Raw genomic sequence first — 25,651 nt, forward strand, 5'->3', positions numbered from 1 at the left:
TAACAGCCGTCCTACAGATTCCGTGGTGTCGGCCGATAACCCTGTTACAGCTTCGTACATGGCCGCTTGCCAGCTATAGGGACATGATGCAACCTTGCCAGATTCGACGCGGTCCAACGGGCGCGTTCCCTCTTCAAGCGAGTCTTCGATGAAAAGCCAACCCGATGCTGGCAACCGTGTGACGGGCGAGGTCGTCACGCAGTTACCCGTGCCCTCGCGGTTGGGCATGCTGCGCTTCGAAAGGCTCAACGAAGCCAGTTGGTCGCTGCTCTACCTGGACCCAGCCTGCGAGCGCCAGTTCGGCGTTCATGCCAGTGACCTCTGCGCGCTGGTCGATGCCCCTTACGCCAGCCTCATGGAACCCGAGGCCCGCTACCGACTTCATGACGACATCCAGCTGCAACTGTCGCAACGCGGCTATTACCGCGTGCGCTACACCCTGCACACGCCAGGCGCCTGCGTGCGCATGCTGGAGGTCGGCGAAGTTTTCAAACAGCATGCCCGCCAGTTGTTATGTGGTTACCTGAGCGTACTCGACGATCACCCGGAAGACACGGGCGAGACCGCCAGTGACCTGGAATCACGCAACAACCGCCTGCAGTTGGCCCTGCAACTGAACCAGCGTGCCCAGCGTGAGCAGCTCGAGCACCTGGAGCGCGTGCGCAGCCAGCAGGACCTCATCCTGCGCCTGGCCCGTCAACGCTACAGCGCCGAGAACTCGTTGCTCGAAGCCGCCGAACTGATCACCCGTAGCGCTTGTGAGATCTACAAGATCGACTGCGCCGGTATCTGGCACTTGGAAGGCCAACGGCTTGAGCCGATCACCGCCTGGTACAGCGACGTGCAAGCGCACCGCCAGCCCGAAGCCATCGATGCCAGCCGTTTCCCGGATTACCTTGAGGCCCTGCATGCCAGCCGTGCGATCGACGCGCACAACGCCGGGCACGATCCCCGTACACGTGCATTAATGCAGAGCCTGGGGCCTGGCAACAAGGCGATGCTCGATGCCAGCATCCGCGTCGACGGACAGGTGGTGGGCGTCTTGTGCCTGGAGCAGGCCGGCCAGCCACGCGCCTGGCAGTCCGATGAGATCGCCTTTGCCGGTGAGCTGGCCGACCAGTTCGCCCAGGTCATCACCAACCACAACCGCCGTGCGGCGACCAGTGCGCTGCACCTGTTCCAACGCGCCGTGGAGCAGAGCGCCAGCGCCTTCCTGCTGGTGAACCGGGATGGGCAGGTTGAGTATGTGAACCCAAGCTTCACCGCCATCACCCAATACAGCACCGAGGAAGTGCAAGGGCGTCACCTGGGTGAATTGCCCGCCCTGGAGAACCTCAACGAGCTGCTGTTCGACTCGCCTTCGAGCCTGGCCATGGGCAACAGCTGGCAGGGCGAATTCAAGAGCCGGCGCAAGAATCTGGAGCCCTACTGGGGGCAGCTGTCGATTTCAAAGGTGTATGGTGACAACCGCGAGCTGACCCACTACATCGGCATCTACGAAGATGTCACCCAGAGCAAGCTTGCGCAGCAGCGCATCGAGCGGCTGGCCTACACCGACAACCTGACCAACCTGGGTAACCGTCCCGCGTTCATCCGCAGCCTGGACGAATGCTTCGCCCGGGATGTGCAGAATCCGATGTGCCTGCTGCTGGTGGACATCGACAACTTCAAGCGCATCAACGACAGCCTGGGCCATCATACGGGCGACAAATTGCTTATCAGCCTGGCCAGGCGCCTGCGCAACAGCCTGCATGCCGGCGGCATCCTGGCCCGATTTGCCAGCAACGAGTTTGCCGTGTTGCTCGACGACACCAGCCTGGAGGCCGGCCAGGGGGTTGCCCAACAACTGTTGCGCACCCTCGACAAACCAATGTTCGTCGACAACCAGCTGATCAATGTCACTGCATCGGTGGGCCTGGCCAGCGCTCCCCAGCATGGTGCCGACCCCACCAGCCTGATGAAAAACGCCGGGTTGGCACTGCACAAGGCCAAGGCCAACGGCAAGCACCAGGTGCAGGTATTCACTGAGGTCCTCAACGCCGAAGCCAGCTACAAACTGTTCGTCGAGAACAACCTGCGCCGCGCATTGACCCAGAACGAGCTGGAGGTGTTCTATCAGCCCAAGCTGTGCCTGCGCAGCGGCCGGCTGCTGGGCTTGGAAGCCCTGCTGCGCTGGAACCATCCCGAACGGGGCATGATCCGCCCTGACCAGTTCATCAGCGTGGCCGAAGAAACCGGTCTGATCATTCCCATCGGCAAATGGGTGGTGCGCCAGTCGTGCCGCATGAGCAACGATCTGCGTGCAGCAGGGCTTGGCAACCTGCACGTTGCGATCAACCTGTCGCCCAAGCAGTTTTCCGACCCTGATCTGGTCGCCTCGATCAGTAGCATCATCGGGGAAGAAGGCTTGCCTGCGCACCAACTGGAGCTGGAGCTGACCGAAGGGTTGCTGCTCGAAGCCAGTGAAGACACCCATCGGCAACTCGACGAGCTCAAGGCATTGGGCCTGACCCTGGCCATGGATGACTTCGGCACCGGTTACTCCTCGCTGAGCTACCTGAAGAAGTTTCCGATCGACATCCTCAAGATCGACCGCAGCTTCATCAAGGACATCCCCGACAACCAGGACGACATGGAAATCACCTCGGCGGTGATCGCCATGGCCCATAACCTCAAGCTGAAGGTGGTGGCCGAGGGCATTGAAACTCCTGCGCAGCTGGGTTTCCTGCGTCGACACCGGTGTGACATCGGGCAGGGCTATCTGTTTGACCGGCCTATCCCGGGGCGAGAGCTGGCAGAGCGCCTGCAACGCTACCCGCGAGGCCCAGCCGCCTGACAGCAGCGCAAACCTCGGGCACACTAGAAACCATTCGGGCTGCATCGCAGGCAGGTCCGTCCTCACAGATCGCGCAGGTCATGTGATCGGGAACGGACTTGGCGGCGATGGCCCTGACGCTATCCAACTGAATAGACACAGAGGAACGGCCATGGTCCTGCGTTCGGAAATACTGGTGAACAAAAATGTCATGCCCACTGCGGAGCAGGCCCTGCCCGGCCGCGAAACGCCGATGAGCCTGCCCGAGTTCCACTACGTGTTCAAGGAGACGCCGCTGCTTGGGCCATTCTTCGAGGACGTGGATTTCGCGATTTTCGGCCTGGGGTGTTTCTGGGGCGCGGAACGCCGATTCTGGCAGCGTGAGGGGGTGGTCAGTACCGTTGTGGGTTATGCCGGCGGCTTTACGCCGAACCCGACCTACGAAGAGGTCTGCTCAGGCCTGACCGGGCACACCGAAGTGGTGCTGGTGGTCTTCGACAAGAGCAAAGTGAGCTACGGTGAACTGCTGACCATGTTCTGGGAACTGCACAACCCGACCCAGGGCATGCGCCAGGGCAACGATGTCGGCACGCAGTACCGCTCGGCCATCTACTGCACCAGCCCCGAACAGTTGGAACAAGCCAAGGCCAGCCGCGACGCTTTCCAGGCCGAACTGAGCAAGGCTGGCTTCGGCGAAATCACCACTGAAATCGACCAGGCACCGACGGTGTACTTCGCCGAGGCCTACCACCAGCAGTACCTGGCCAAGAACCCGGACGGCTACTGCGGTATCGGCGGCACGGGCGTGTGCATGCCGGCCAGTTTGCAAGGAAACTGAGCATGAGCACCATGACCCTGTTCCACTCGCCCCTGTCGCCATTCGTACGCAAGGTCATGGTGGTGTTGCACGAGACCGGCCAACTGGACCGAGTGGCACTTGAGCCTGTGAACATCAGCCCGGTCAAAGGGGACGAGCAGCTCAACGCCGGCAATCCGATTGGCAAGATTCCGGCGCTGCGCCTGGCGGACGGTACCGTGCTGCACGACAGCCGGGTGATCTGCGAGTACCTGGATCAGCAACATGTGGGGTTGCCGCTGCTGCCCCGTGAAGGCTCTGCTCGCTGGCGACGCATGACGCTGGCCTCCCAGGCGGATGCCATTCTGGATGCGGCCGTCTCGAGCCGCTACGAAACGTTCGTGCGGCCGGTCGAGAAACGTTGGGACGGGTGGCTGGAGGCGCAGGGTGACAAGATCCGCCGCAGCCTGGCCAACCTTGAGCAAGCCCACTTGGCGGAGCTTATGTCGGGGTTTGACTTGGCAGCGATCGGCGTGGCTTGCGCGTTGGGTTACCTGGACTTGCGTCAGCCGGCGTTCGGGTGGCGTGAGCGCCAGCCTGGACTGGCGGCTTGGTATGCCGAGGTGAGCAAGCGGCCTTCGATGGTGGCAACGGCACCGGCTGCCTGACAGACGGGCCAGTGGAGCGGCCTCACCGATGCGCCTGCTCAGGCAACGATGATCAGCAGTCAGGCTCGCCAGCGGTGAATCGTTTTGCCGGATTCACCGCGCCCTTGAACTCACGCAGCGCCTTGGCACCCACCAGCAGCGGGTAGTTGAAGTTGCTGCGATCCACCAAGTTGACCTCCACGGTTCGTTTCACGTCTCCCAGGCACAGTTCCAGGTCTACCACCGGGCGCTTGGCACTCTCGGGTGTATCGCCCTCATCCTCGTCATCGGCACGGCCCTTGATCTTGCTGATACGCGAGACTTGGTGCTCGTAAACCTTGCCGTCGGCATCCTCGGTCGCCAGGCGGAAACGTACCCACTCCTGCCCATGGCGGGTGAACAACTCGATGTCCTTGGCCGACAGCGACGCCGTATAGGCGCCAGTATCCATCTTGGCCTTGAGCGTCTGGCCAATCTCCGGCAGCGCGATATTCTCGTAGCGCCCGTACAGCGTAGGTTCGGCGGCCACCACCGGTAGCGTCAACAACGTCAGCACGGCAAACAGTGATTTCACAAGCAAGGTTCCTTGATCGATTTACGGATTAGACCGCACAAGCAGCCCAGGTTCGCGGTCCAAAGCCTAACCAACATAATGTGAAACATTTGTCCGTGCCGCCGGGCATTGGAGGTTTGGCGTAGTCCGCAAGCCTGCTTATCATTGCCGATCGTTATGGTTCTGACAGAAAGAGTCTCCTTATGCGTCGCGTGCTGACCGGCATACTTACAGCCACCTTGCTGCTGCTCAACACCTTGGTGTTGATCGGGCCCCTGCTGGTGTTCGCCTTGTTCAAACTGGTGCTGCCTGGCCGTGGGCGCGACCGTGCATCAGGAGCCGTGATGTGGGTGGCCGAAACTTGGTCGGAAATCGACAAAGCCATCTTTGCCTTGTGCACACCCACCCAATGGGACATTCGCGGTATCGAAAACCTGCGCCGTGACACCTCGTACCTTGCAATGAGCAATCACCAGAGCTGGGTGGACATTCCCGCCTTAATCGAGAGCCTCAACCGGCGTACCCCCTTCTTCAAGTTCTTCCTGAAAAAGGAATTGATCTGGGTGCCGCTGCTGGGCCTGGCGTGGTGGGGCCTGGACTATCCGTTCATGAAGCGCTACAGCAAGGCCTTTCTGGAGAAGCACCCCGAGCTCAAGGGCAAGGATCTGGAAATCACCAAGGCTGCCTGCGAGCTGTTCAAGCGCCAACCGGTGACCGTGGTCAATTACCTGGAAGGCACCCGCTTCACCGAGGCCAAGCGCCAGGCGCAACACTCACCTTACCGCCATCTGCTAAAGCCCAAGGCCGGTGGCGTGGCGTTCGTGCTCGCAGCGCTGGGTGAGCAGCTCGATGCGCTGCTGGACGTCACCATCGTGTACCCCGGCGACAAGGCGCCAGGTTTCTGGGACTTGCTCAATGGCAGTGTCAGCCGGGTAATTATCGACATTCAGGTGCGCGAGCTCGACCCAGCGCTGTGGGCGGGCGATTACGAAAGCGATCCTGTTTTCCGTCAGACAGTGCAGGCGTGGGTGAACCAGCTGTGGCTGGAAAAGGATGAGCGGATCGGGCGGTTGCGTTGGGAATGAATGCACTTTGTTGCTTCTGTGGCTCTAGCGCCGGCAAGCCGGGGCCTGAAGGATCATGACAGCCATCAGGACATTCAGGCGGCCGGGCTACTTGACGCTGGAACAGCCTGCCAATGCCCGCCAAGTTTTTTTTCGGCCTCCTGATACTTCTTGTCACACACCCCTTTTGTGGATAAAGATCGATCACAGACAACTACAAAAAACTCTGGATCGATCGATGACCCAACCATCAAGCTCAGCCCCACCCCAACTCCGTCGAGTTCTGGGCCTCCCTGCCCTGGTATTCTTCGGCCTTGTGTACATGGTCCCGCTGACCATTTTCACCACCTACGGCATCGTCACCGAGCTTACCGGTGGCCGCACGTCAGGCGCCTATCTGATCACGCTGATGGCCATGCTGTTCACAGCCGCGTCCTACAGTTTCATGGTCAAACGCTTCCCGGTCGCGGGTTCGGCCTACTCCTACACCCACATGGCTTTCGGCCAGAACACAGGCTTTCTGGCGGGCTGGTCGCTGCTGCTCGACTACCTGTTCCTGCCGATGATCAACTACCTGCTCATCGGCCTGTTCCTGAATATCGCCTTCCCAGCAGTGCCGGCTTGGGCTTTCGTACTCGCCTGCATCGCCTTGGTGACCGTCCTCAACGTGCTCGGTATCAGCTCGGTGGCCAAGACCAGCAACCTGATCGTGGGCGCGCAAATCGTCTTCATTGGGGTGTTCATCGCGCTGTCCTGGCAGACCCTCAACCACGGCCAGCCCATCGACTGGCTGGCGCCGCTGCACGGTGACGGTAGCGCACCTGGCTTTGGTCCGATGATGGCAGGCGCGGCAGTGCTATGCCTGTCCTTCCTGGGGTTCGATGCCGTCTCCACCCTCGCCGAGGAAAGCCGCGATGCTCGGCGTGACGTGCCTCGGGCGATCATCCTCACCACGCTGTTCGCCGGCCTGCTGTTCACCGTGCTGGCCTATGTGAGCCAACTGGTGCTGCCAGGCAGCACCTTCGCCAATGCCGATGCTGCTGCGAATGAGGTCATGCTCAAGGCAGGCGGGCAGTTCCTGGCCAACTTCTTCACTGCCGCTTATGTCGCCGGTAGCCTCGGCTCGGCCTTGGCATCGCAGGCCGCAGTGTCGCGCATTCTCTACACCATGGGCCGTGACCGGGTGCTGCCGCAGCGCACCTTCGGTCACCTGTCGCCACGCCTCGGTACACCGGTATTCGCCATCGTGGTGGTGTCGGCGTTCTCACTGCTGGCGCTGGTGATCGACTTGTCCACCCTGGCCTCGCTGATCAGCTTCGGCGCCTTGGTGGCGTTCTCGGCGGTGAACCTGGCGGTGGTGAAGACGCATCTGATGGACGATGCAAGCCTGCGCACTGCGAAAGGGCTATTGAGCTATGGCGTAGTGCCACTGGTGGGCTTGGGATTGACACTGTGGCTGTGGACCAGTCTGTCGGCGCTGACCTTGGTGATTGGCCTGTGCTGGTTTGCGCTGGGGCTGGCATACCTGGCAGTGCTGACCGCCGGCTTCCGCCGCCCGGTGCGCCTGGTGGACTTCACCGAGGCTGCCTGACCCAATCATCTCGCGGCCTGCGCGGCCCCTTGAGCGGCCTTGCCGGGGCGCCGGACCGGTCGGAAAGGGCCGCGTAGCTGTCCTGGCAGTCTCCAAGGCGAAGCTGAAATTCCGGAGCCGCTACGCCAGGGCAGCTCCCCTGAAGTAGTCTGAAGCCAGCGGCGTGCACTAGTAATTCTGCTAGTTGTACCTGGCCTCGAAAGCGCCAAGACTCAGGCTTACCGACTTGCAAGGCCAAACCCTGTGTCAACAACGCTGCCTGCCTATTGCCCTTATGGGTACCACCAAAATCAAGCAAGCCCTGCATCCATGCTTGGCTTCAATGGTGAGCGATACGACCCGTTTACTTATGGGTATGCCTTGGGTCAAGGCTACCGTTGCTACAGCCCGACATTGATGCGTTTCCAAGGGCCAGACGACCTCAGTCCGTTTCTAGAAGGAGGGTTTAATACCTATATTTATTGCAAGGGTGATCCCGTTAATTACCAAGACGACTCAGGGCGTGCTCCGACGCCCGCGCAACTGACTGCGGCCATCAATAAGCTGAAGCCTGTTTCATCGGCCCGTGCCGAACAGCAAATCTTTACCAAAACAAATAGGCACCACGAGCAACCCGCCGCCCGTGCGATTAAAATGAAGCAGAAGGCAAAAAGCGTGAGTTTTGCGGGAGACACCATCTTTGAAAGGAACCGCTCTGCTCATTACAGGGAGTACCAAGAGCGAAAAAAACTCATCAACGAAATGAACCGGCTTCATACATTCAATGAGGAACTGAATAACGACCTCAATCAACTCTGGAGCCCTGTCACTCGAAGCAACTATCGAGCGTATAACCTCTTACCCGATTATCGGCGCCGGCTTGAGTCGATCAATCACAGCCTCCGTAAAGTGCAGTTGAAAAAGGAAGCAATCCAGTTACGCCTGCAACAAATCCGGCGATAAAGCACGCTATTTCACACCGACGGAGTGGCTGCCGCTGCTGGCATAGTCCATAGACTACCCAGATTCTGCAACAACGACCCGGCAATCCCCTGCTGCCCCAGGTACTGCAGAATCAACGGCGCAAACTTCCCGATCATCCCGGTATCCATCCCCAGCGCTTTGAACGCATTGTCCAGGTCGCTCCGGCTCTGCACATCGTAGCCCAACGCCTTGTTCAAGGCGGACTGGCTGCCCTTGTCATTGCCCAGCAATTCACCCAGCGCGCTCAACCCGCCCAGGACATTGGCGCCCGACAGCAGGTCCAGGCGCGGCATGACCTTGGTCAACTGGCCATAGTCGTCGCTGCTCAGGTTGTTACGCGCCAGCCCCAGCATCGCCCCTGCCCCGCCCACGGCCTGCTCGAGGGTAATGTTCAACTGGCTGCCCAGCGTGTTGAGCAGGTTGGCCTGCCCTTCAGGCGACTGCACCTGGCCTTGTTGCTGCGGGTTCTGCATGGCGGAGACGGTGTTGGCAGCATCGCTGAGGTTGAAGGCGAACACAGGGCTTGCGGTGAGGGTCACCAGGGTTGCCAGGGTGAACGCTTGCATCGGGAGGGACCTCGTTGGCCGGGATGGCCTGGGAAACGACGATTTTGACTCGGTAATTGGGAGATTGTTCCGATACTGTTGTCAGCGGGTGTTTTCCGACCAGAACCGTTAGCCACTCCCTGTTATTTCTGCCAGTAGCGGTGTGCGCAGATCGCCGAGATACTAAGCAGTACCCATGTAACGGGGCGAAAAATATGTTCCGCCTTCAAAGCGAGCACAACGGAACAAAGTACCCAAAGCACGCCATCGAGCATCAGCCGGTCACTAACTCGAGGCGGACCACGCCTACGGGTTTCGATTAAAAGATCGGAAACCGCATCCCAGGCCTCATGCGAGATTTCGTATCGCTTTGCCATCACAGGATTCCTTTCCGTTGGTGGCCGGGGAATGTACGAAATCATTGGAGATGCGTGGAGATAACTGGGTTTCTACGAATTTTGTACAGAGCCTAGAAGCAGACGTGCTTTGTGTTGGGACAGGTCGGCTTGTGAAACACAGCTTGAACGCGTGGCGTCTAGCAATTCTGCTAGTTGTGGATGGCCTTACTGTGAGGAACACTTAGCCGACACGTCCTTGCGGAGCCTACACGGTGACAACGGCCTACAGCGCTTACGAGTACAACAGTCAATCTCACCAGCTCGCCATCCTTGGGCTCAACGGAGAGCGGTGCGACCTACTCAGTAGCTTACACATGCTAGGGCAGGGCTTTCGATCATACAGTCCCATGCTGATGCGCTTCAATGCATCGGACAGCTTAAGCCCATTTGATGACGGGGGGGTATCAATATGTACAGTTATTGTTCTGGAGACCCTATCAACTATTCAGACCCAACGGGCAATTTTAGAAGTGTGGCGGGACGCCCAAGAAGCATCCTGAAAAGAACCTCGACCTCCGTATCTATGTTTGCTGAAACGGGTACGCCACGCAGACAGGTTCAAACAGCCGACTGGGTTAAATTCCACCATTACGACGAGGAGGTTCGCATGAGATCTGCAAAGCTCTATACTGAGATGAAACCTATAAAGCTTGAGCCAGACATGACACAGCCCCCATTCGCGGCCCAACCTTGTTACCCATACCTTCACGTCAAAAATTGACAGAGGGTTATCGAGGATTGGTTACAATCTACAGTACAACAACCACTAAGCTTCATCGAGCAAGGTCATATCTTGAATATAAAGCGATCCGGCAGGAGTCAGTATCGCTAGACAATCTTGAGCGCATTGAAAATGCTGGAGTTCCGATACAGTACATTACGCAATCTGTATTATAGCTACCATACCGATTATAGGCGGTCGCCCCCACAGCATGCGGCGGAAGTCCGGCAGTTTGGTTGACTGCTCGATGGTCAGAAACGAGCGCTCCTAAAGGAACCGACGGCGTAGCCGGGAGTTACGACAGTGACGTGCGTTTCCGCAGACACTAGAGACACGATCTGGGCTTAATCGTCCTGATCAGGTTCTGGGGCCGCGCTCCGTGGTGAAACCCTGTATAAACCGGGGCCATGAATTCTCTGTCTGGTGACCTTTCTGATGACCTTATTTTGCTCAAGCAACTTTTGTTTTAGCCCCTCAATCGCCAGGATGAAACCAGGTGCTGAGGCAGCGATCCTTCACCTATCACTTATACCAGTAGATGGACATAAACCAATCAAGATACTGATAGTCCATGGGACGCCAAGTACTCTCAAATATCCAGGAGGTCTGAAAGATGGAGTTGATTGAAACACGTACTTATACTGCCTATGGGCAGTGGCGAGCGTTGTCATCGAACGCGACACGCCTAGGGTTCAACGGAGAGCCCATAGATAAGTCTTTAACACTCTACCTTTTAGGAAATGGCACCCGCGGCTATTACCCGGCATTAATGCGATTCATAAGCCCCGATACAGAGAGCCCATTTTTCAGAGGGGGCCTGAATTGCTATTGCTTCACACTCAACGACCCGATTAACGGTAGCGATCCAACGGGCCACTTTACGATATTCAGTAAAAGCATAACTTACAAATATCCATTATTGCCAGTCAAAAATCTCCCGGGCAAAGCCTTCTATGCCCCCTCCCCTGTTAACCCCGAGATGAAGGCTCTAACGATAATGGCGCATTCTGGAGAGCAGGGCTTTGGCAATAGAACAACTGTAGACTATCGAGAATTAATGACGTTATTAACCAATGCCAAGGTACTCAAGAAAGGAATGCCCTTACATATCATAGGCTGCAGATCTGCACACTTGGCCGAATCAATCACAAAAGACTATAACATCGAAACCATTGCTTATAAAGACATTGTGAACGCCCCCTTTATCCGCGCACCCGCACTCCACTCCAATTTCAAACTCATCGAAAAAGAGTCTACGTTCAATAAGTTGACCGGCAGTAAATCAGCTTACTCCAGCCGGGTAGTTTTCGAACCCATCAGATCAGCTCGGAGGCATACTACAAACAGCCAAGCCATCAGAAACCCTAACCAACGGACTGATTTACTTTATTAAACGAACGCTGCTACCGTCGCCATGACTCCATCCGCACCGGAGGTTGCTCAAATTCCCGAACATTTGAATGTGCATTATTCCCTGGTGGAGGCTTTTGAAAGATACTTGCCGGCGCTCTAGGTCGCTTTTACACTGGGCTGCATGATGGTCTCGGCCCGTCGTTGTGAACGTGCCGTCCGAAGGGCGCGGGTCGGCGTTCTAGGGATTCGTACAGCGCCTAGCATTTTTGTCAGTAGCGGCTCCCCCCTCATCCGATCCATGATCGGTCACATCTCAGTGAATCATGACGGGAAGTCTCCCATGCCAACGAGTATGAATATCACTCAATTGTTCTACTCTGGTAGCCATTTGCATACCGTTTCAGGAGCAACTCACAGCGTCCTCCTGCGTGGCGGAGTCCTGCCACTGGCTGAACTCAACAGCACGCTCCCTACGGGATTGCTCGCAACCGATCAAAACGGCTCAGCCATGCACGCTGTTAACTCAGCTGACCAACTCAAGGTGTATACCCCATACGGCTACCACCGCGCTGCGCCATCAGGGCTGCAACTCGTAGCCTTTAACGGTGAACGGCTCGATCCAATATCGGCAGGTTACCCGCTCGGCAATGGCTACCGGCTATACAGTCCGGCACTGTTGCGTTACTTGGCGGCTGACAGCCTTAGCCCATTCGACATTGGCGGCATCAATCCCTATTGCTACGTGCTAGACGACCCCATCAATAAATCCGATCCTTCCGGACGTGCCCCAGGCATACCGCTGATAAACAAACTAGGTGTACTGGCAATCGCGAAAAAAAAACCTTTTAGCAGGTCGCTTACCATCCAGGCTCATGGTGGGCCAGGCGAGGCGCTCGTGGGCAGTGAAAGACTGGGTGCAGCGGAATTTAATGCGTTTCTTCAAGAGAATGGCGTGTTTGCTGAAAAATACAAAAAAATAACGTTATGCATGTGTTATTCAGCCAGCACCGCCGAGAATAATTCGATTTCTTTTGGGCAAACATTCGCCAACTTTACCGGCCGTCCAATCAAAGCGTTCGATGGCATCGTATTTCACCTCGTGAGTGAATATAAAAAATCCGGAAAATTTGAAATTCAAATCTTGAAAAAGGACGCTCGCAATCACACCGATGCGCAAATCAGTGTCTCTCCGGACGTGCCCTTCAACTACCGCCCCAAAATATTCATGCCAATTGATCAACAAAAAAAGGTAAGGCAAGACTGACCAGTCGGAAATTTATAGGTTCGAGACAGCTCTAGTGCCACACTAAGAAATGTACAAAAATTTGAGCATGAAGAAAGCTTTAGCCTTTTCAAGACACAACAATGACGCCCCAACCGGCCTCAAATATCTTACGAGTAGTTGACCCATAGGGCAATGGAGGCTTTCTTGCTTAATCTATTCTACCAACACAGCACCTTGTGCACAGTCACTGACGCTCATCGTCAACGCTCCCTCTTTCGGTCCGATAAACATAGTCTGGCAGAACATAATTCCGATAGGAGTGGAGCACCTCTTCTGCTAGGCTACGGACCAAAGAAACATCATTCTGCATGACCGCTCTGGCCGGGATCTAGACGCTCACACCTATCTGCCTTTCGGATATTCAGTAAATTCCCCAGCCAGCGAATACTACAAGGCTTCAATGGAGAGTTCATTGAGCTACAGCTCGGCGCCTATCTACTAGATTTGGAATACCGCATGTATACGCCTGCACTGATGCGCTTTCAATCGCCAGACAACCTAAGCCCTTTTAGGCGGGGGGGGGGGGGATCATCTGTTATGCCTACTGTAGCAATGCCCCCGTCAACTACACCAACCCGACAGGCCATGCACTTGTCCACTTGAAAAATGGTCAAACACTGCAACCTTATAAGAACCACGCGGCGCCCCTGCCTCATGTGTTCAAGCCATCCAGGCTAAGACGCACAACCTCTCATGCTAGCGCGCTGAATCCAAACCCACCCAAATATGTTCCTCCCACAGAAGACTATTACAAGAGGATCAGGGAGCCTGACATATTTGAATCAATCATCAGCAATCTTACTTTCCAAGATGCCGCCGCCTTTGCAAAGACTGCCCAATCCAATAGAAGCTATGCCGTGCCGGTCATCGAGCGGTACATGTCAATAATCTCAGATACAGATGCCACCATGGAAGCCGTCCGGTCTGGCGTACTCCCCGGTGTCCCTAGGAGGTTTGGACAAAGCCTGGGCTTGGAGCTGAATCCCTATCTGCGAGACATAAACGCTTTAAGCTCAATTCATAGAGCAGCGCTTGGCGGCATCCGAAACGTTGTCCGACTTATAAGATTTAACGGGGAGTATGATGCACACGCAAATCGTTTGCGTCGCGACAGTCTGCTGGGAGAATGAACCACGGTCGAATCAGCGTGGTTAAATTAACTTGCTATAAATACGCCTGGGATCAACTTACTTGTTCCCTTGATGCAGAAAGCCCCTCGAATTGAGGGGCCTCCATTATTCGGCGCTAATTACGCCGCCCCCCACATCTTATGCGGGTCAATCACAAACTTCTTCGGCACGCCCGCATCAAACTCGCCATACCCTTCTGGCGCCTGATCCAGGTTAATCACCTGCACGCCCACCACTTCGGCAATGTTGATGCGGTCCCACATGATTGCCTGCATCAGCTGGCGGTTGTACTTCATGGTCGGAGTCTGGCCGGTGTGGAAGCTGTGCGACTTGGCCCAGCCCAAGCCGAAGCGGATGCTCAGTGCACCGATTTTGGCAGCAGCGTCCACCGCACCCGGGTCTTCGGTCACGTACAGGCCCGGAATACCGATCTGCCCAGCCACACGGGTCACCTGCATCAGCGAGTTCAATACAGTTGCCGGCGCCTCGTGCTTGGCGCCTTCATGGCCATGACCGCGAGCTTCGAAGCCTACGGCATCGACGGCGCAATCCACTTCCGGCTCGCCGAGAATGTCCACGATCTGTTCGTGAAGCGGCGTGTCCTTGGACAGGTCGACCACTTCGAAACCCTGGGACTTGGCGTGGGCCAGGCGCGCAGGGTTCAGGTCACCGACGATGACGCAGGCAGCGCCCAGCAGGCGGGCCGAAGCGGCAGCAGCCAGGCCTACAGGGCCAGCACCGGCTACGTAGACGGTGCTGCCAGGGCCGACCCCAGCGGTCACCGCACCGTGGTAGCCGGTCGGCAGAATATCGGACAGGCAGGTCAGGTCACGGATCTTCTCCATGGCCTTGTCGCGTTCTGGCAGTTTCAACAGGTTGAAGTCAGCGTACGGCACCAGCACGTATTCGGCCTGGCCGCCCGTCCAGTCACCCATGTCGACATAACCGTAGGCACCACCAGCACGGGCCGGGTTGACGGTCAGGCAGACGCCCGTATGCATTTCCTTGCAGGAGCGGCAGCGACCACAGGCGACGTTGAACGGTACCGAGACCAGATCGCCGATCTGCATGCGCTCGACGTCACTGCCCTTCTCGACAATTTCGCCGGTGATTTCGTGGCCCAGCACCAGACCGACCTGGGCCGTGGTACGGCCTCGGACCATGTGCTGGTCGGAACCGCAGATGTTGGTGGAAACCACCTTGAGGATCACGCCGTGCTCGATCTTCTTGCCGCGTGGGTCTTGCATTTTCGGGTAGTCGATTTTCTGCACCTCGACCTTGCCCGCGCCGAGATACACCACTCCACGATTGCCAGACATGCTCTTACCTCGCTTTATTTGTATTTATGCAGCGGTGGTGAACGCGCCGCCATCCATGGGCGGCATGTGTTACTGGATGGGGGAATTGTGGGCTCGATGGGCGATGTCACAGTGACTGGTTGCGACAGGGGTATGCCTGTTAGCGGCGCCTACCGCCTGGAGGGTGAGCGGTCGCAGCCAAGCCGCTACCTGACATTTATTTGTATGCAGCCAGCGGTGGTGAACGCGTCACCCTCCATGGGCAGCCCGTGTCATTGAAATGTAGGGGTGGTGGGCGTGTTAAGCCGCTGTGCGGTGACTGGAGACAGCAGGGGGATACTTTTTCACCGTGCCCCGTTTGGCAACCTATTAGTTTTGCCAGTGGTAGAGGCACGGCGGGTGTTGAGAATGGACGTGTGTCAACCGCGCTCATCCGTTGCACAGAGACGTTCATCATGACGACAACGAACCGTTCACTTTATTTCTACCAGGCCAACAGACTCATCGCAGTGCAACAGAGTGGCGACCACCGCTCAGTTTTTCGCACCGCAGGCACACCCTTAGCCGAACAATTATCAGGACAACTGGGCACGAGCCTGCTCGCAGTCGAGGGGAGCGGGACCGTACTGCGGGCCGGCTGTGCTGGTCAGAACGAACCACACCACTACACAGCTTACGGGTACGATCCGAAACTGCCGTCCTACATGACGCTGCTGGGGTTCAACGGCGAAGTATTAATTGCGTTGCAAGATGACTACGCCCTTGGCCAAGGCCATCGCTGTTTCAGTCCGGTGAGGATGCGCTTCAATACGCCCGATAGGTTGAGCCCTTTCGAGGCGGGCGGTTTGAATACTTACTGTTACTGTGAAGGGGATCCCGTCAATTACATAGACCCCAGCGGGCAAATGAAACGCTTAGGGAGGAACGCCAAGCCGTCCGTAAGTGCTCCTAATGCGAGTACCCGACGACCCCGCCACTCACCGCCACCCACCACCGGGTTGTCAAACTTAACAAACAACAACACGGTGGCGGCCGCACAACCGCTTGCGTCAAGGAAACCCGTTGGGCTTTTACCCCGGCAGGCCGTATTACGTTCTGACAACCCTAATCCCAGCCCTAGGTCTGACTGGATAGAGGACCCCCGAAGTGACTCATTTATATTCAACGTAAATATAAACCCAAAACCCACGGCCGTGGTCACACCCATTCAAACTTCACGGCCATCAAGCCCCTACCGGCAGCAGCCCCACTCCCCTGCATCTTCAGCGAACTCGTCAAGGGACTCGACGCCCGCTGAAAGTCGATCATCCAGTCCTCCATCTGGACTGATACCCGACTTCGTTCAGAGCACTATCGATATTCGCCAAAGCTCTTTTTACAGCCGTCGACATGATCCATCTAATTTCTATGGCTCATAGCCAGCATGCCGGCTCCCACACGGGCATCCACTGCCCTGATGTCCAAACAGCCAGCACAACCGGTCAGAGCACAACCGTCCGATTGGCGTTCAGAAACACCCGCCTTTCAATGTGGTACCCCACCGCCCGCGCCAAGGTCAGGCACTCGATGTCTCGCCCTTTGGCGATCAGGTCCTCGGGGTAATAGGTGTGGTCCACCACCTCCACGCCCTGGGCGATGATCGGCCCTTCGTCCAGGTCGTTGTTGATGTAGTGCGCCGTGGCCCCGACCATCTTCACACCTTTGTTGTACGCCTGGTGGTAAGGCTTGGCGCCCTTGAAACCCGGTAGTAGCGAATGGTGGATGTTGATCGCGCGGCCATCGAGCTGGCGGCACAGTTCAGGCGAGAGCACCTGCATGTAGCGGGCGAGGATGACCAGCTCTGCGCCCGTGTCCTCGATCACCTGCAACACCTTGCGCTCCTGCGCAGGCTTGTCTTTGGGATCGAGCGCGAAGTGGTAGTAGGGAATCTTGTGCCAGTGTGCCAAAGGCTCGAGGTCGGGGTGGTTGGAAACCACCGCCGCCACGTCCATGCCCAGTTGACCGATGCGCTGGCGATACAGCAGGTCGTTCAGGCAATGATCGGCCTTGGAGACCATGATCACCACCTTGGGGCGATGGTTGGGCGCCGTCAGCTCGAACGCCATGCCAAACGCCTCGCTGCGCTCGGCAAGGCCTGCACGCAACCCGTCTTCGTCGAAGCCATCAGGCACGCGAAACTCCACGCGAATGAAGAAGCGCCCTGACAGCCGATCATCGAAGGAATGGTGCTCCGTCACGTAGCAGCGTTGCTCGAAGAGGTAACGCGTCACCACGTCGACGGTACCGAGCATGCTCGGGCAGTCGGCGGTGAGAATCCAGGTATCCGGTGCCCGACTCATGGTGTTTCTCCTTAAGCCTCGATGGCCAGTCCGTACTCAGCCGATGCGTCCTGCAGCCACAGCCACCAGTAATCGGAGAAGCTGCGGCGGATGACCAGTTCCCAGGTGTCTTCGGCGGTGCGCCGAATCACCAGTTGCGACTTGGCAAACACCGTGCCGACAGCCTTGCCGACCGGGAAGTTGTTCGGATGCACATCATAGCTGGTGGATTTCATCAGCACTTCGCGCACGTTCGGGCCGCGCAGTTCCAGCAGGCTCTGCCCACCGCTGACGTTGACCACCTGGATGTGTTGCCCTTCCAGGGCATCGCGCAACTTCTGCTCAATCGCCACTTCCTGCCCACCCGGAACGATCAGCAGCCATTCGTCAGGGCCGACCCATTGCAGCGACAGGTCGCCATTGGCAACGACGGTCAGTGCCACCGGCAACTCCAGGCCCAGGGCCTTGTGGACGCCACCGGCAAAGGCGGGATCATGGCCGTTGCCACGCAGGGTCAGGTGACCGAGGAACTTGCGCTCGCGCAAGGTCACGCCGGCATTTTTGCGGCCCTTACCCACCAGGCTCGCCAGGTCGGCGTGGTGCAATGGCGACTCGGCCTTGGCCGAGGCACCAGGGTTTTGCTCGAAGACGTTGATAGCGCTCATTTCATACCTGCCTAGAATTCTTGTTCGTCGATGGGATGCAGACATCCGGTCCTGCAAACTCTGCCGGCCTCATCGCCTGCGAGCCTGCGCCGATCCTTGACATCTGCATCGCGCCATTAGGAGCAGGCCTGGCCTGCTCCTAATGGAGCCCGGAGTCAAACGTTCTGCCGCTCACCCTTCGGATCGAAGAACACCGAAGACACGATTTCCGCCTCGATCACGCTGCCATCGGCCTGAGGCGAGTAGACACGCTCGCCCATGCGCTTGAGGCCGCCCTTGACCACACCCATGGCGAACGAGTAGCCCAGAGAGTTGGCAGCGTAGCTGGAGGTAACGTGGCCAACCATGTCCATCGGGATGGGCTGCTTCGGATCGAACACCAGTTGAGCGCCTTCAGGCAGCCACTGGTTCGGGTCGATCGGTTTCAGGCCAACCAGCTGCTTGCGGTTTTCACGCACGCAGTCTTCACGGTTCATGCCGCGCAGGCCGATCCACGAATACGGCTTGTTGCGCCCTACGCACCAGCTCATGTTCAGGTCGTCCGGGGTCATCGAGCCGTCCGTGTCCTGGCCGACGATGATGAAGCCCTTCTCGGCACGCAACACGTGCATGGTCTCGGTGCCGTACGGGGTCAGGTTGTACTTCTTGCCTGCCTCGACGATCTGCTCCAGCACGCCCATGGCGTAGTTGGCCTGCACGTTGATTTCGTACGACAGTTCACCGGTGAACGAGATACGGAAGACACGGGCCGGCACACCGCCGACGTTGCCTTCCTTCCAGGTCATGAACGGGAAGGCTTCCTTGTCCATGTCGATGTCGGTCAACTCGCTGAGCAGCTTGCGGCTGTTCGGCCCGGACAAGGTCATGGTCGCCCAGTGGTCGGTCACCGAGGTGAAGTACACCTTCAGGTCCGGCCACTCGGTCTGGTGGTACAGCTCCAGCCACTGCAACACGCGCGCCGCGCCGCCAGTGGTGGTAGTCATGATGAAGTGGTTGTCGCCGACGCAGGCGGTTACGCCGTCGTCGAACACCATGCCGTCTTCCTTGCACATCAGGCCATAGCGCGCCTTGCCCACATCGAGCTTGGTCCAGGCGTTGGTGTACACGCGGTTGAGGAACTCGCGCGAATCCGGGCCCTGAATATCGATCTTGCCCAGGGTAGAGGCGTCTAGGAAGCCGACGCTGTCACGCACGGCCTTGCATTCGCGGGCAACGGCGGCGTGAATGTCTTCACCGGCCTTGGGGAAGTACCACGGGCGCTTCCACTGGCCGACGTCCTCGAACTCGGCGCCGTTCTTCACGTGCCAGGCATGCAGGGCCGTAAAGCGCACGGGCTCGAACAAGTGCCCACAGTGACGGCCCGCCACCGCGCCGAACGTCACCGGCGTGTAGTTGGGGCGGAACATGGTGGTGCCCATTTCCGGAATGGTAATGCCCATCGAACGCGCCGCAATGGCTAGGCCGTTGATGTTGCCCAGCTTGCCCTGGTCGGTACCGAAACCCAGCGCGGTGTAGCGCTTGACGTGCTCGACCGACTCGAAGCCTTCACGGGTAGCCAGCTCGATGGCAGCGGCCGTGACGTCGTTCTGCTGATCGACGAACTGCTTCGGCGCACGGGCGGTGCCCTTGTCGTGTGGCACCTGGAACAGCGCCAGGGTGGCGTCTTCCTTGCGCGAAACGGTTTTCGGCAAGGTGCCTACGCTGGCCTTGAAACCTGCTTCGGTGGCTGCACGCACGCCGCCTTCGAAGCCGTCGGCAATGGCATCGCCCAACGGGTAGACACCGTTGATGCCGCCAACGCACTCGCGCTTTTGCGGGGCATTGCCCGGCACGAAGCCCAGGATGTCTTCACGCCATACCGGACGGCCGCCCAGGTGCGAAGCCAGGTGAACTACAGGGCTATAGCCCCCGGAGGTGGCGATCAAATCGCACTCGAGGGTTTCACCAGGGCTGGTGACCTTGTGGGCCTGCACATCGATGGCCGCCACACGAGCGCCGGTGACGTGCTTGCTGCCCTTGGCTTCGATGACGGCACTGGAAGTGAGGATACGAATACCCTTGGCGCGCGCTTCTTCGACCAGCGAGCCACGTGGGTTGTGGCGCGCATCGGCGATGGCCACCACTTGCAGCCCAGCATCGTGCCAGTCCAGCGCGGTACGGTAGGCGTGGTCGTTGTTGGTCGACAGCACCAGCTTGCGGCCAGGTGCTACGCCGTAGCGACGGACGTAGGTCGAAACGGCGCCGGCCAGCATGTTGCCCGGCACGTCGTTGTTGCCGTACACCAGCGGGCGCTCATGGGCACCGGTGGCCAGTACGACACGTTTGGCCCGTACACGGTGCACGCGGTGGCGCACCTGACCAAGCGGAGCACGGTCGCCCAAGTGGTCGGTGAGGCGCTCATGGATGGTCAGGAAGTTGTGGTCGTGGTAGCCGTTGACCGTGGCGCGTGGCAGCAAGGTCACTTCCGGCAGGCCTTCGAGCTCCTTGATGACGCCACTGACCCATTCAGCGGCCGGCTTGCCATCGAGGGTTTCACGGGTGTCCAGCAGGCTGCCACCGAATTCTTCCTGCTCGTCCGCCAGGATCACGCGAGCACCGCTGCGCGCAGCGGCAAGGGCCGCCGCCAGGCCCGCAGGCCCTGCACCGACGATCAGCACGTCGCAGTGCTGGTTCATGTAGTCATAGCTGTCCGGATCATTCTGCAGCGGCGCGCGGCCAAGGCCGGCTGCCTTACGGATGTACTTCTCGTACGTCATCCAGAACGACTTAGGGTACATGAAAGTTTTGTAGTAGAAGCCCGGCGGCATCATGCTGCCGCCCACCTTGCCGAGGATACCCATGACGTCATTGTTGACGTTCGGCCAGCCATTGGTGCTGGTGGCGACCAGGCCCGAATACAGGGCTTGCTGGGTGGCGCGCACGTTGGGGATCTGGGTGGCTTCGCTGGAGCCGATCTGCAAGATGGCGTTCGGCTCCTCGGTGCCTGCGGCAATGATGCCGCGCGGACGCGAGTATTTGAAGCTGCGGCCAACGATGTCGACGCCGTTGGCCAGCAGGGCCGCTGCCAGGCTGTCGCCGGCATAGCCCTGGTAAGTCTTGCCGTTGAAGGTGAAGTTCAACACCTTGCTGCGGTCGATACGGCCGCCGCTGGCGAGGCGATAGGTCTGGCTCATACGTTGACTCCCCGTTCGTTTACAGCAGCCGAGCGCGCCGGTGTGTGTTCACGGGCGCTGACTTGCGGCTTCTCGCCAATCTTGTAGGTTTCCAGGATCTCGTAGGTTTCGGTGTTACGGGTGACGTTGAAATACTGACGGCAGCCGGCAACGTGATCCCACAGTTCGTGGTGGATACCGCGCGGGTTGTCACGGTAGAACATGTACGTGCCCCACTCCTGGTCGGAGCAGGCGTTTGGGTCCAGCGGGCGGGCAATGTGCGCCTGGCCAGAGGCGTGGAACTCTTCTTCGGAGCGCAGCTCGCCGCAGTGGGGACAGAAAATATGCAACATGACGGTGTCTCCGGTTAGTGGGCGACGGCGGCAGCGCCGTGTTCGTCGATCAGGGCGCCGTTGTAGAAGCGGTCCATGGAGAACGGCGCGGCCAGTGGGTGCATCTCGCCCTTGGCCAGGCTCGCGGCGAAGACGTTGCCCGAACCTGGGGTCGCCTTGAAGCCGCCAGTACCCCATCCGCAGTTGAAGAACATGTTCTTGACCGGGGTCTTGGTGATGATCGGGCAGGCGTCCGGCGAGGTGTCGACGATGCCGCCCCATTGGCGGTTCATGCGCACACGCGAGAGGTTGGGGAACATCTCGACGATGGCCTGCAAGGTGTGCTCGATCACCGGATAAGAACCACGCTGGCCGTAGCCGACCCAGCTGTCGATACCCGCACCGATCACCAGGTCACCTTTGTCCGATTGGCTGATGTAGCCGTGCACGGCGTTGGACATGATGACGCTGTCGATGATGGGCTTGATCGGTTCGGAAACCAGTGCCTGCAAGGGGTGCGATTCGAGCGGCAGGCGGAAGCCGGCCAGCTTGGCCATGTGGCCGGAGTTACCTGCCGTGACCACGCCCACGCGCTTGGCGCCGATGAAGCCCTTGTTGGTTTCCACGCCGATGACCGCGCCATTTTCCTTGCGGAAACCCGTCACTTCGGTCTGCTGGATCAAATCCACGCCCAGGGCGTCGGCGGCACGGGCGTAACCCCAGGCCACGGCATCGTGACGGGCAACGCCGCCACGGCGCTGTACGGTAGCACCCAGGATTGGGTAACGGGTGTTCTTGGAGCAGTCCAGGTACGGAATCTCGGCCGCGACCTGGGCGGTGTTGAGCAGCTCGCCATCGACGCCGTTGAGGCGGTTGGCGCTGACCCGGCGCTCGGAGTCACGCATGTCCTGCAGGGTATGGCACAGGTTGTACACACCGCGCTGGGAAAACATGACGTTGTAGTTGAGGTCCTGGGACAGGCCCTCCCACAGCTTCATGGCGTGCTCGTAGAGGTGGGCCGACTCGTCCCACAGGTAGTTGGAGCGCACGATGGTGGTGTTACGGGCGGTGTTGCCGCCGCCCAGGTAACCTTTTTCGATCACCGCGACATTGGTGATGCCGTGTTCCTTGGCCAGGTAGTAGGCCGTGGCCAGACCGTGGCCACCACCGCCGACGATGACCACGTCGTACACCTTCTTCGGTGTCGGCGTACGCCACATGCGCTGCCAGTTCTCGTGGTGGCTGAGGGAGTGCTTGAGAAGGCCGAAGCCCGAGTAACGTTGCATGGTATGGGACTCCACTCAGCGGTAAACAGGGAAATCTGCGCACAGCGCCGCGACATTGCTGGCCACATCGGCTTCGACGTCAGCGTCACCGAGGTTGTCGAGCACGTCGCAGATCCAGCCGGCCAGGGCCACGCATTGGGCGACCTTGAAGCCACGGGTGGTGACCGCTGGGGTGCCGATGCGCAGGCCCGAGGTCACGAACGGCGATTGCGGGTCGTTGGGGACGGCGTTCTTGTTGACGGTGATATGCGCGCGGCCCAGGGCAGCGTCGGCATCTTTGCCCGTCAGGCCCTGGCGAATCAGGCTGACCAGGAACAGGTGGTTGTCGGTGCCACCGGAAACCACGTCATAGCCGCGTTCGATGAACACCTGCGCCATGGCCTGGGCGTTTTCGATGACCTGCTTCTGGTAGCTCTTGAACTCAGGCTCAAGCGCTTCCTTGAAGCACACCGCCTTGCCGGCGATCACGTGCATCAGCGGGCCGCCTTGGGCGCCCGGGAAGACGGCAGCGTTGAGTTTCTTCTCGATCTCTTCGTTCGACTTGGCCAGGATCAGGCCGCCACGCGGGCCGCGCAAGGTCTTGTGGGTGGTGGTGGTCACCACGTCCGCGAACGGGATCGGGTTCGGGTAAAGGCCCGCAGCGACCAGGCCGGCCACGTGGGCCATGTCCACGAACAACAGCGCCCCGACTTTGTCGGCGATGGCGCGAAAACGCGGGAAATCCAGGGTCTTGGAGTAGGCCGAGAAGCCCGCGACGATCATTCTAGGCTTGTGCTCGACCGCCAGTCGCTCGACTTCGTCGTAGTCGATCAGGCCGGTATCGGTGTCGATGCCGTACTGCACGGCGTTGTACAGCTTGCCCGAAGACGACACCTTGGCGCCGTGGGTCAGGTGGCCGCCATGGGCCAGGCTCATGCCTAGAATGGTGTCGCCGGGCTGCAGCAACGCCAGGTATACAGCGCTGTTGGCCGAGGAGCCGGAGTGCGGCTGGACGTTGGCATAGTCGGCACCGAACAGCTGCTTGGCGCGCTCGATGGCCAGCGCTTCGACCTTGTCGACATGCTCGCAGCCACCGTAGTAGCGCTTGCCTGGGTAGCCTTCGGCGTATTTGTTGGTCAGGCCGCTGCCTTGGGCCTGCATCACGCGCTTGGACGTGTAGTTCTCCGAGGCGATCAGCTCGATGTGGTCTTCCTGACGCTGCTCTTCGGCACTCATCGCCGCCAGCAGTGCATCGTCGTAACCTTGAATCTGGTCTTGCTTGCTGAACATCTTGTATCTCCCGGCAGCGATCATTTTTTGTTCGGAGGGTTCACTTTGACCCTTTGTGGCGATGGTAGGGCTGGCCGGGGTGTGCCAGATGCCTGCGCACGCCTTGCAATGGCGCGTTTACGACATTGGTCAGCGTCCCGATCACACTGACCACACGTACGGCTTGCGTTGGGGGGCGCTGGCCTGAACACCCGCCAGGCCACGGCCCGTTTCTTCATCGGGCCAAGCTCACTGACCTGACGCTTCGGCAAGCCTGCCTGGATCTGGATACAGCGAAGCCCGTGAACAAGTGCGCTTGAAACGCATGGGTATCGGGGTTGTATAGTCAACCGCTGAATCGATGGTTTAGAGTGCTGTCCTGCGTCGTTCACAGGACAGTGTCATGACAGATAAGAGCCAACAATTCGCCAGCGACAACTATTCCGGCATCTGCCCGGAAGCCTGGTCTGCGATGGAAAAAGCCAACCACGGCCACGACCGCGCCTACGGCGACGATCAATGGACGGCGCGCGCCTCGGAATACTTTCGGGCCTTGTTCGAAACCGACTGCGAAGTGTTCTTCGCCTTCAACGGCACCGCCGCCAACTCGCTGGCCCTGGCCTCGCTGTGCCAGAGCTACCACAGCGTGATCTGCTCGGAGACCGCGCATGTCGAAACAGACGAGTGCGGCGCCCCGGAATTTTTCTCCAATGGCTCTAAGCTGCTTACCGCCCCAAGTACCAACGGCAAGCTCACCCCCGAGTCGATCCGCGAAGTGGCGCTCAAGCGCCAGGACATTCACTATCCAAAGCCCCGCGTGGTCACGCTCACGCAAGCCACGGAAGTCGGCACCGTCTACCGCCCCGACGAACTCAAGGCGATCAGCGCCACCTGTAAGGAATTGGGCCTTAACTTGCACATGGACGGCGCGCGCTTTACCAATGCTTGCGCTTTCCTGGGCTGCAGCCCGGCCGAACTGACCTGGAAAGCCGGCGTCGACGTATTGTGTTTTGGCGGCACCAAGAACGGCATGGCCGTCGGGGAAGCCATCCTGTTCTTCAACCGGCAGTTGGCCGAAGACTTCGACTACCGTTGCAAGCAAGCCGGGCAATTGGCTTCGAAGATGCGGTTTCTGTCTGCGCCTTGGGTCGGGATACTCGAAGACGGCGCCTGGATGCGGCACGGCAAGCATGCCAACCACTGCGCCCAATTATTGGCATCACTGGTGAGTGATTTGCCAGGCATCGAGCTGATGTTCCCAGTGGAAGCCAACGGGGTGTTCCTGCAAATGCCCGAACCGGTGATCGAGGCCTTGCGAGGCAAGGGCTGGCGCTTCTATACCTTCATCGGCAGCGGCGGTGCGCGGTTCATGTGTTCCTGGGACACTGAAGAAGAACGTGTGCGCGAGCTGGCGGCAGACATCCGGGCCATCGCCGGCACTTGATACTTCTGCCAGTCGGCTTCACCTGAAACTCAGTCATCGAGCAACTG

Annotated in this window: 19 protein-coding genes and 1 pseudogene; 10 read left to right on the forward strand and 10 right to left on the reverse strand. The window is 58.9% G+C overall.

All coding sequences use genetic code 11. From position 1 onward, the window contains the following. Positions 1-148: 148 nt before the first annotated feature. From ACF8E5_RS07165 to ACF8E5_RS07175, 3 genes are all read left to right on the forward strand, one after another. Positions 149-2,836, forward strand: a complete 2,688-nt coding sequence (locus ACF8E5_RS07165) for a putative bifunctional diguanylate cyclase/phosphodiesterase (RefSeq protein WP_392475075.1) — start codon at positions 149-151, stop codon at positions 2,834-2,836. 151 nt (positions 2,837-2,987) lie between these two features. After that, entirely contained in the window at positions 2,988-3,653 is a 666-nt protein-coding gene (msrA, locus tag ACF8E5_RS07170) for a peptide-methionine (S)-S-oxide reductase MsrA (RefSeq protein WP_058639072.1), read from the forward strand. A 2-nt stretch (positions 3,654-3,655) separates the two neighbouring features. Then, the gene (locus ACF8E5_RS07175) at positions 3,656-4,279 is read left to right on the forward strand and encodes a glutathione S-transferase (RefSeq protein ID WP_392475076.1); all 624 of its coding nucleotides are present in this window, start codon (positions 3,656-3,658) and stop codon (positions 4,277-4,279) included. A gap of 52 nt (positions 4,280-4,331) precedes the next feature. Here ACF8E5_RS07175 and ACF8E5_RS07180 read toward each other — a convergent pair whose 3' ends face one another. Next, entirely contained in the window at positions 4,332-4,832 is a 501-nt protein-coding gene (locus ACF8E5_RS07180; RefSeq protein ID WP_392475078.1) for an ATP-dependent zinc protease, read from the reverse strand. 182 nt (positions 4,833-5,014) lie between these two features. On the opposite strand from ACF8E5_RS07180, the gene ACF8E5_RS07185 reads away from it, so the two are divergent. The 3 genes from ACF8E5_RS07185 (at position 5,015) to ACF8E5_RS07195 (ending at position 8,408) form a co-directional block, all read left to right on the forward strand. Beyond that, entirely contained in the window at positions 5,015-5,896 is an 882-nt protein-coding gene (locus tag ACF8E5_RS07185) for an acyltransferase (RefSeq protein WP_058639069.1), read from the forward strand. A gap of 217 nt (positions 5,897-6,113) precedes the next feature. Further along, positions 6,114-7,466 (forward strand): APC family permease, encoded by a 1,353-nt coding sequence (locus tag ACF8E5_RS07190; protein WP_145254004.1) that lies wholly within the window; start codon positions 6,114-6,116, stop codon positions 7,464-7,466. Positions 7,467-7,709: 243 nt separating this feature from the next. Then, positions 7,710-8,408 carry an RHS repeat-associated core domain-containing protein gene (locus ACF8E5_RS07195; RefSeq protein WP_392475079.1) on the forward strand — a complete coding sequence of 233 codons (699 nt, stop codon included), beginning with the start codon at positions 7,710-7,712 and terminating at the stop codon, positions 8,406-8,408. Between the two features lie 11 nt (positions 8,409-8,419). On the opposite strand, the gene ACF8E5_RS07200 is transcribed toward ACF8E5_RS07195, so the two are convergent. Together ACF8E5_RS07200 and ACF8E5_RS07205 are read right to left on the reverse strand one after the other, a co-directional pair. Next, on the reverse strand, positions 8,420-8,995 hold the full coding sequence (locus ACF8E5_RS07200; protein ID WP_392475080.1) for a DUF2780 domain-containing protein: 576 nt from the start codon (positions 8,993-8,995) through the stop codon (positions 8,420-8,422). 221 nt (positions 8,996-9,216) lie between these two features. Next, positions 9,217-9,351: pseudogene (locus tag ACF8E5_RS07205) on the reverse strand (IS5/IS1182 family transposase); the annotation flags it as partial. A 1,355-nt stretch (positions 9,352-10,706) separates the two neighbouring features. Between ACF8E5_RS07205 and ACF8E5_RS07210 the strand changes: the two are divergent. Next, entirely contained in the window at positions 10,707-11,486 is a 780-nt protein-coding gene (locus ACF8E5_RS07210) for an RHS repeat-associated core domain-containing protein (RefSeq protein ID WP_392475081.1), read from the forward strand. Positions 11,487-11,786: 300 nt separating this feature from the next. Further along, entirely contained in the window at positions 11,787-12,710 is a 924-nt protein-coding gene (locus tag ACF8E5_RS07215) for an RHS repeat-associated core domain-containing protein (protein WP_325942454.1), read from the forward strand. 1,270 nt (positions 12,711-13,980) lie between these two features. On the opposite strand, the gene fdhA is transcribed toward ACF8E5_RS07215, so the two are convergent. Beyond that, positions 13,981-15,180, reverse strand: coding sequence for a formaldehyde dehydrogenase, glutathione-independent (gene fdhA, locus ACF8E5_RS07220; protein ID WP_023532721.1), 1,200 nt, complete (start codon positions 15,178-15,180; stop codon positions 13,981-13,983). Positions 15,181-15,614: 434 nt separating this feature from the next. Here fdhA and ACF8E5_RS07225 point away from each other — a divergent pair, with 434 nt between their 5' ends. Next, positions 15,615-16,577 (forward strand): RHS repeat-associated core domain-containing protein, encoded by a 963-nt coding sequence (locus ACF8E5_RS07225; protein ID WP_392475082.1) that lies wholly within the window; start codon positions 15,615-15,617, stop codon positions 16,575-16,577. 63 nt (positions 16,578-16,640) lie between these two features. On the opposite strand, the gene purU is transcribed toward ACF8E5_RS07225, so the two are convergent. The 6 genes from purU to ACF8E5_RS07255 all read right to left on the reverse strand — a co-directional run bounded on the left by purU (position 16,641) and on the right by ACF8E5_RS07255 (position 24,181). Next, positions 16,641-17,498, reverse strand: coding sequence for a formyltetrahydrofolate deformylase (gene purU / locus ACF8E5_RS07230; RefSeq protein ID WP_058638083.1), 858 nt, complete (start codon positions 17,496-17,498; stop codon positions 16,641-16,643). Between the two features lie 11 nt (positions 17,499-17,509). Then, positions 17,510-18,142, reverse strand: coding sequence for a sarcosine oxidase subunit gamma (locus tag ACF8E5_RS07235; RefSeq protein ID WP_058638084.1), 633 nt, complete (start codon positions 18,140-18,142; stop codon positions 17,510-17,512). 155 nt (positions 18,143-18,297) lie between these two features. Then, positions 18,298-21,315 (reverse strand): sarcosine oxidase subunit alpha, encoded by a 3,018-nt coding sequence (locus tag ACF8E5_RS07240; RefSeq protein WP_058638085.1) that lies wholly within the window; start codon positions 21,313-21,315, stop codon positions 18,298-18,300. Further along, a complete protein-coding gene (locus ACF8E5_RS07245) occupies positions 21,312-21,647 on the reverse strand; it encodes a sarcosine oxidase subunit delta (RefSeq protein ID WP_027913567.1) in 336 nt (111 codons plus the stop codon). The genes ACF8E5_RS07240 and ACF8E5_RS07245 overlap by 4 nt, the downstream gene beginning before the upstream one ends. 14 nt (positions 21,648-21,661) lie before the next feature. Beyond that, a complete protein-coding gene (locus tag ACF8E5_RS07250; RefSeq protein ID WP_023532460.1) occupies positions 21,662-22,912 on the reverse strand; it encodes a sarcosine oxidase subunit beta family protein in 1,251 nt (416 codons plus the stop codon). Positions 22,913-22,927: 15 nt separating this feature from the next. Further along, on the reverse strand, positions 22,928-24,181 hold the full coding sequence (locus ACF8E5_RS07255; RefSeq protein ID WP_058602972.1) for a serine hydroxymethyltransferase: 1,254 nt from the start codon (positions 24,179-24,181) through the stop codon (positions 22,928-22,930). Between the two features lie 382 nt (positions 24,182-24,563). Here ACF8E5_RS07255 and ACF8E5_RS07260 point away from each other — a divergent pair, with 382 nt between their 5' ends. Beyond that, positions 24,564-25,604 (forward strand): low specificity L-threonine aldolase, encoded by a 1,041-nt coding sequence (locus ACF8E5_RS07260; RefSeq protein WP_078479259.1) that lies wholly within the window; start codon positions 24,564-24,566, stop codon positions 25,602-25,604. The last annotated feature ends 47 nt before the right edge of the window (positions 25,605-25,651 follow it).

Source organism: Pseudomonas sp. WSY_20, assembly GCF_043104335.1.
Lineage (GTDB): Bacteria > Pseudomonadota > Gammaproteobacteria > Pseudomonadales > Pseudomonadaceae > Aquipseudomonas > Aquipseudomonas parafulva_B.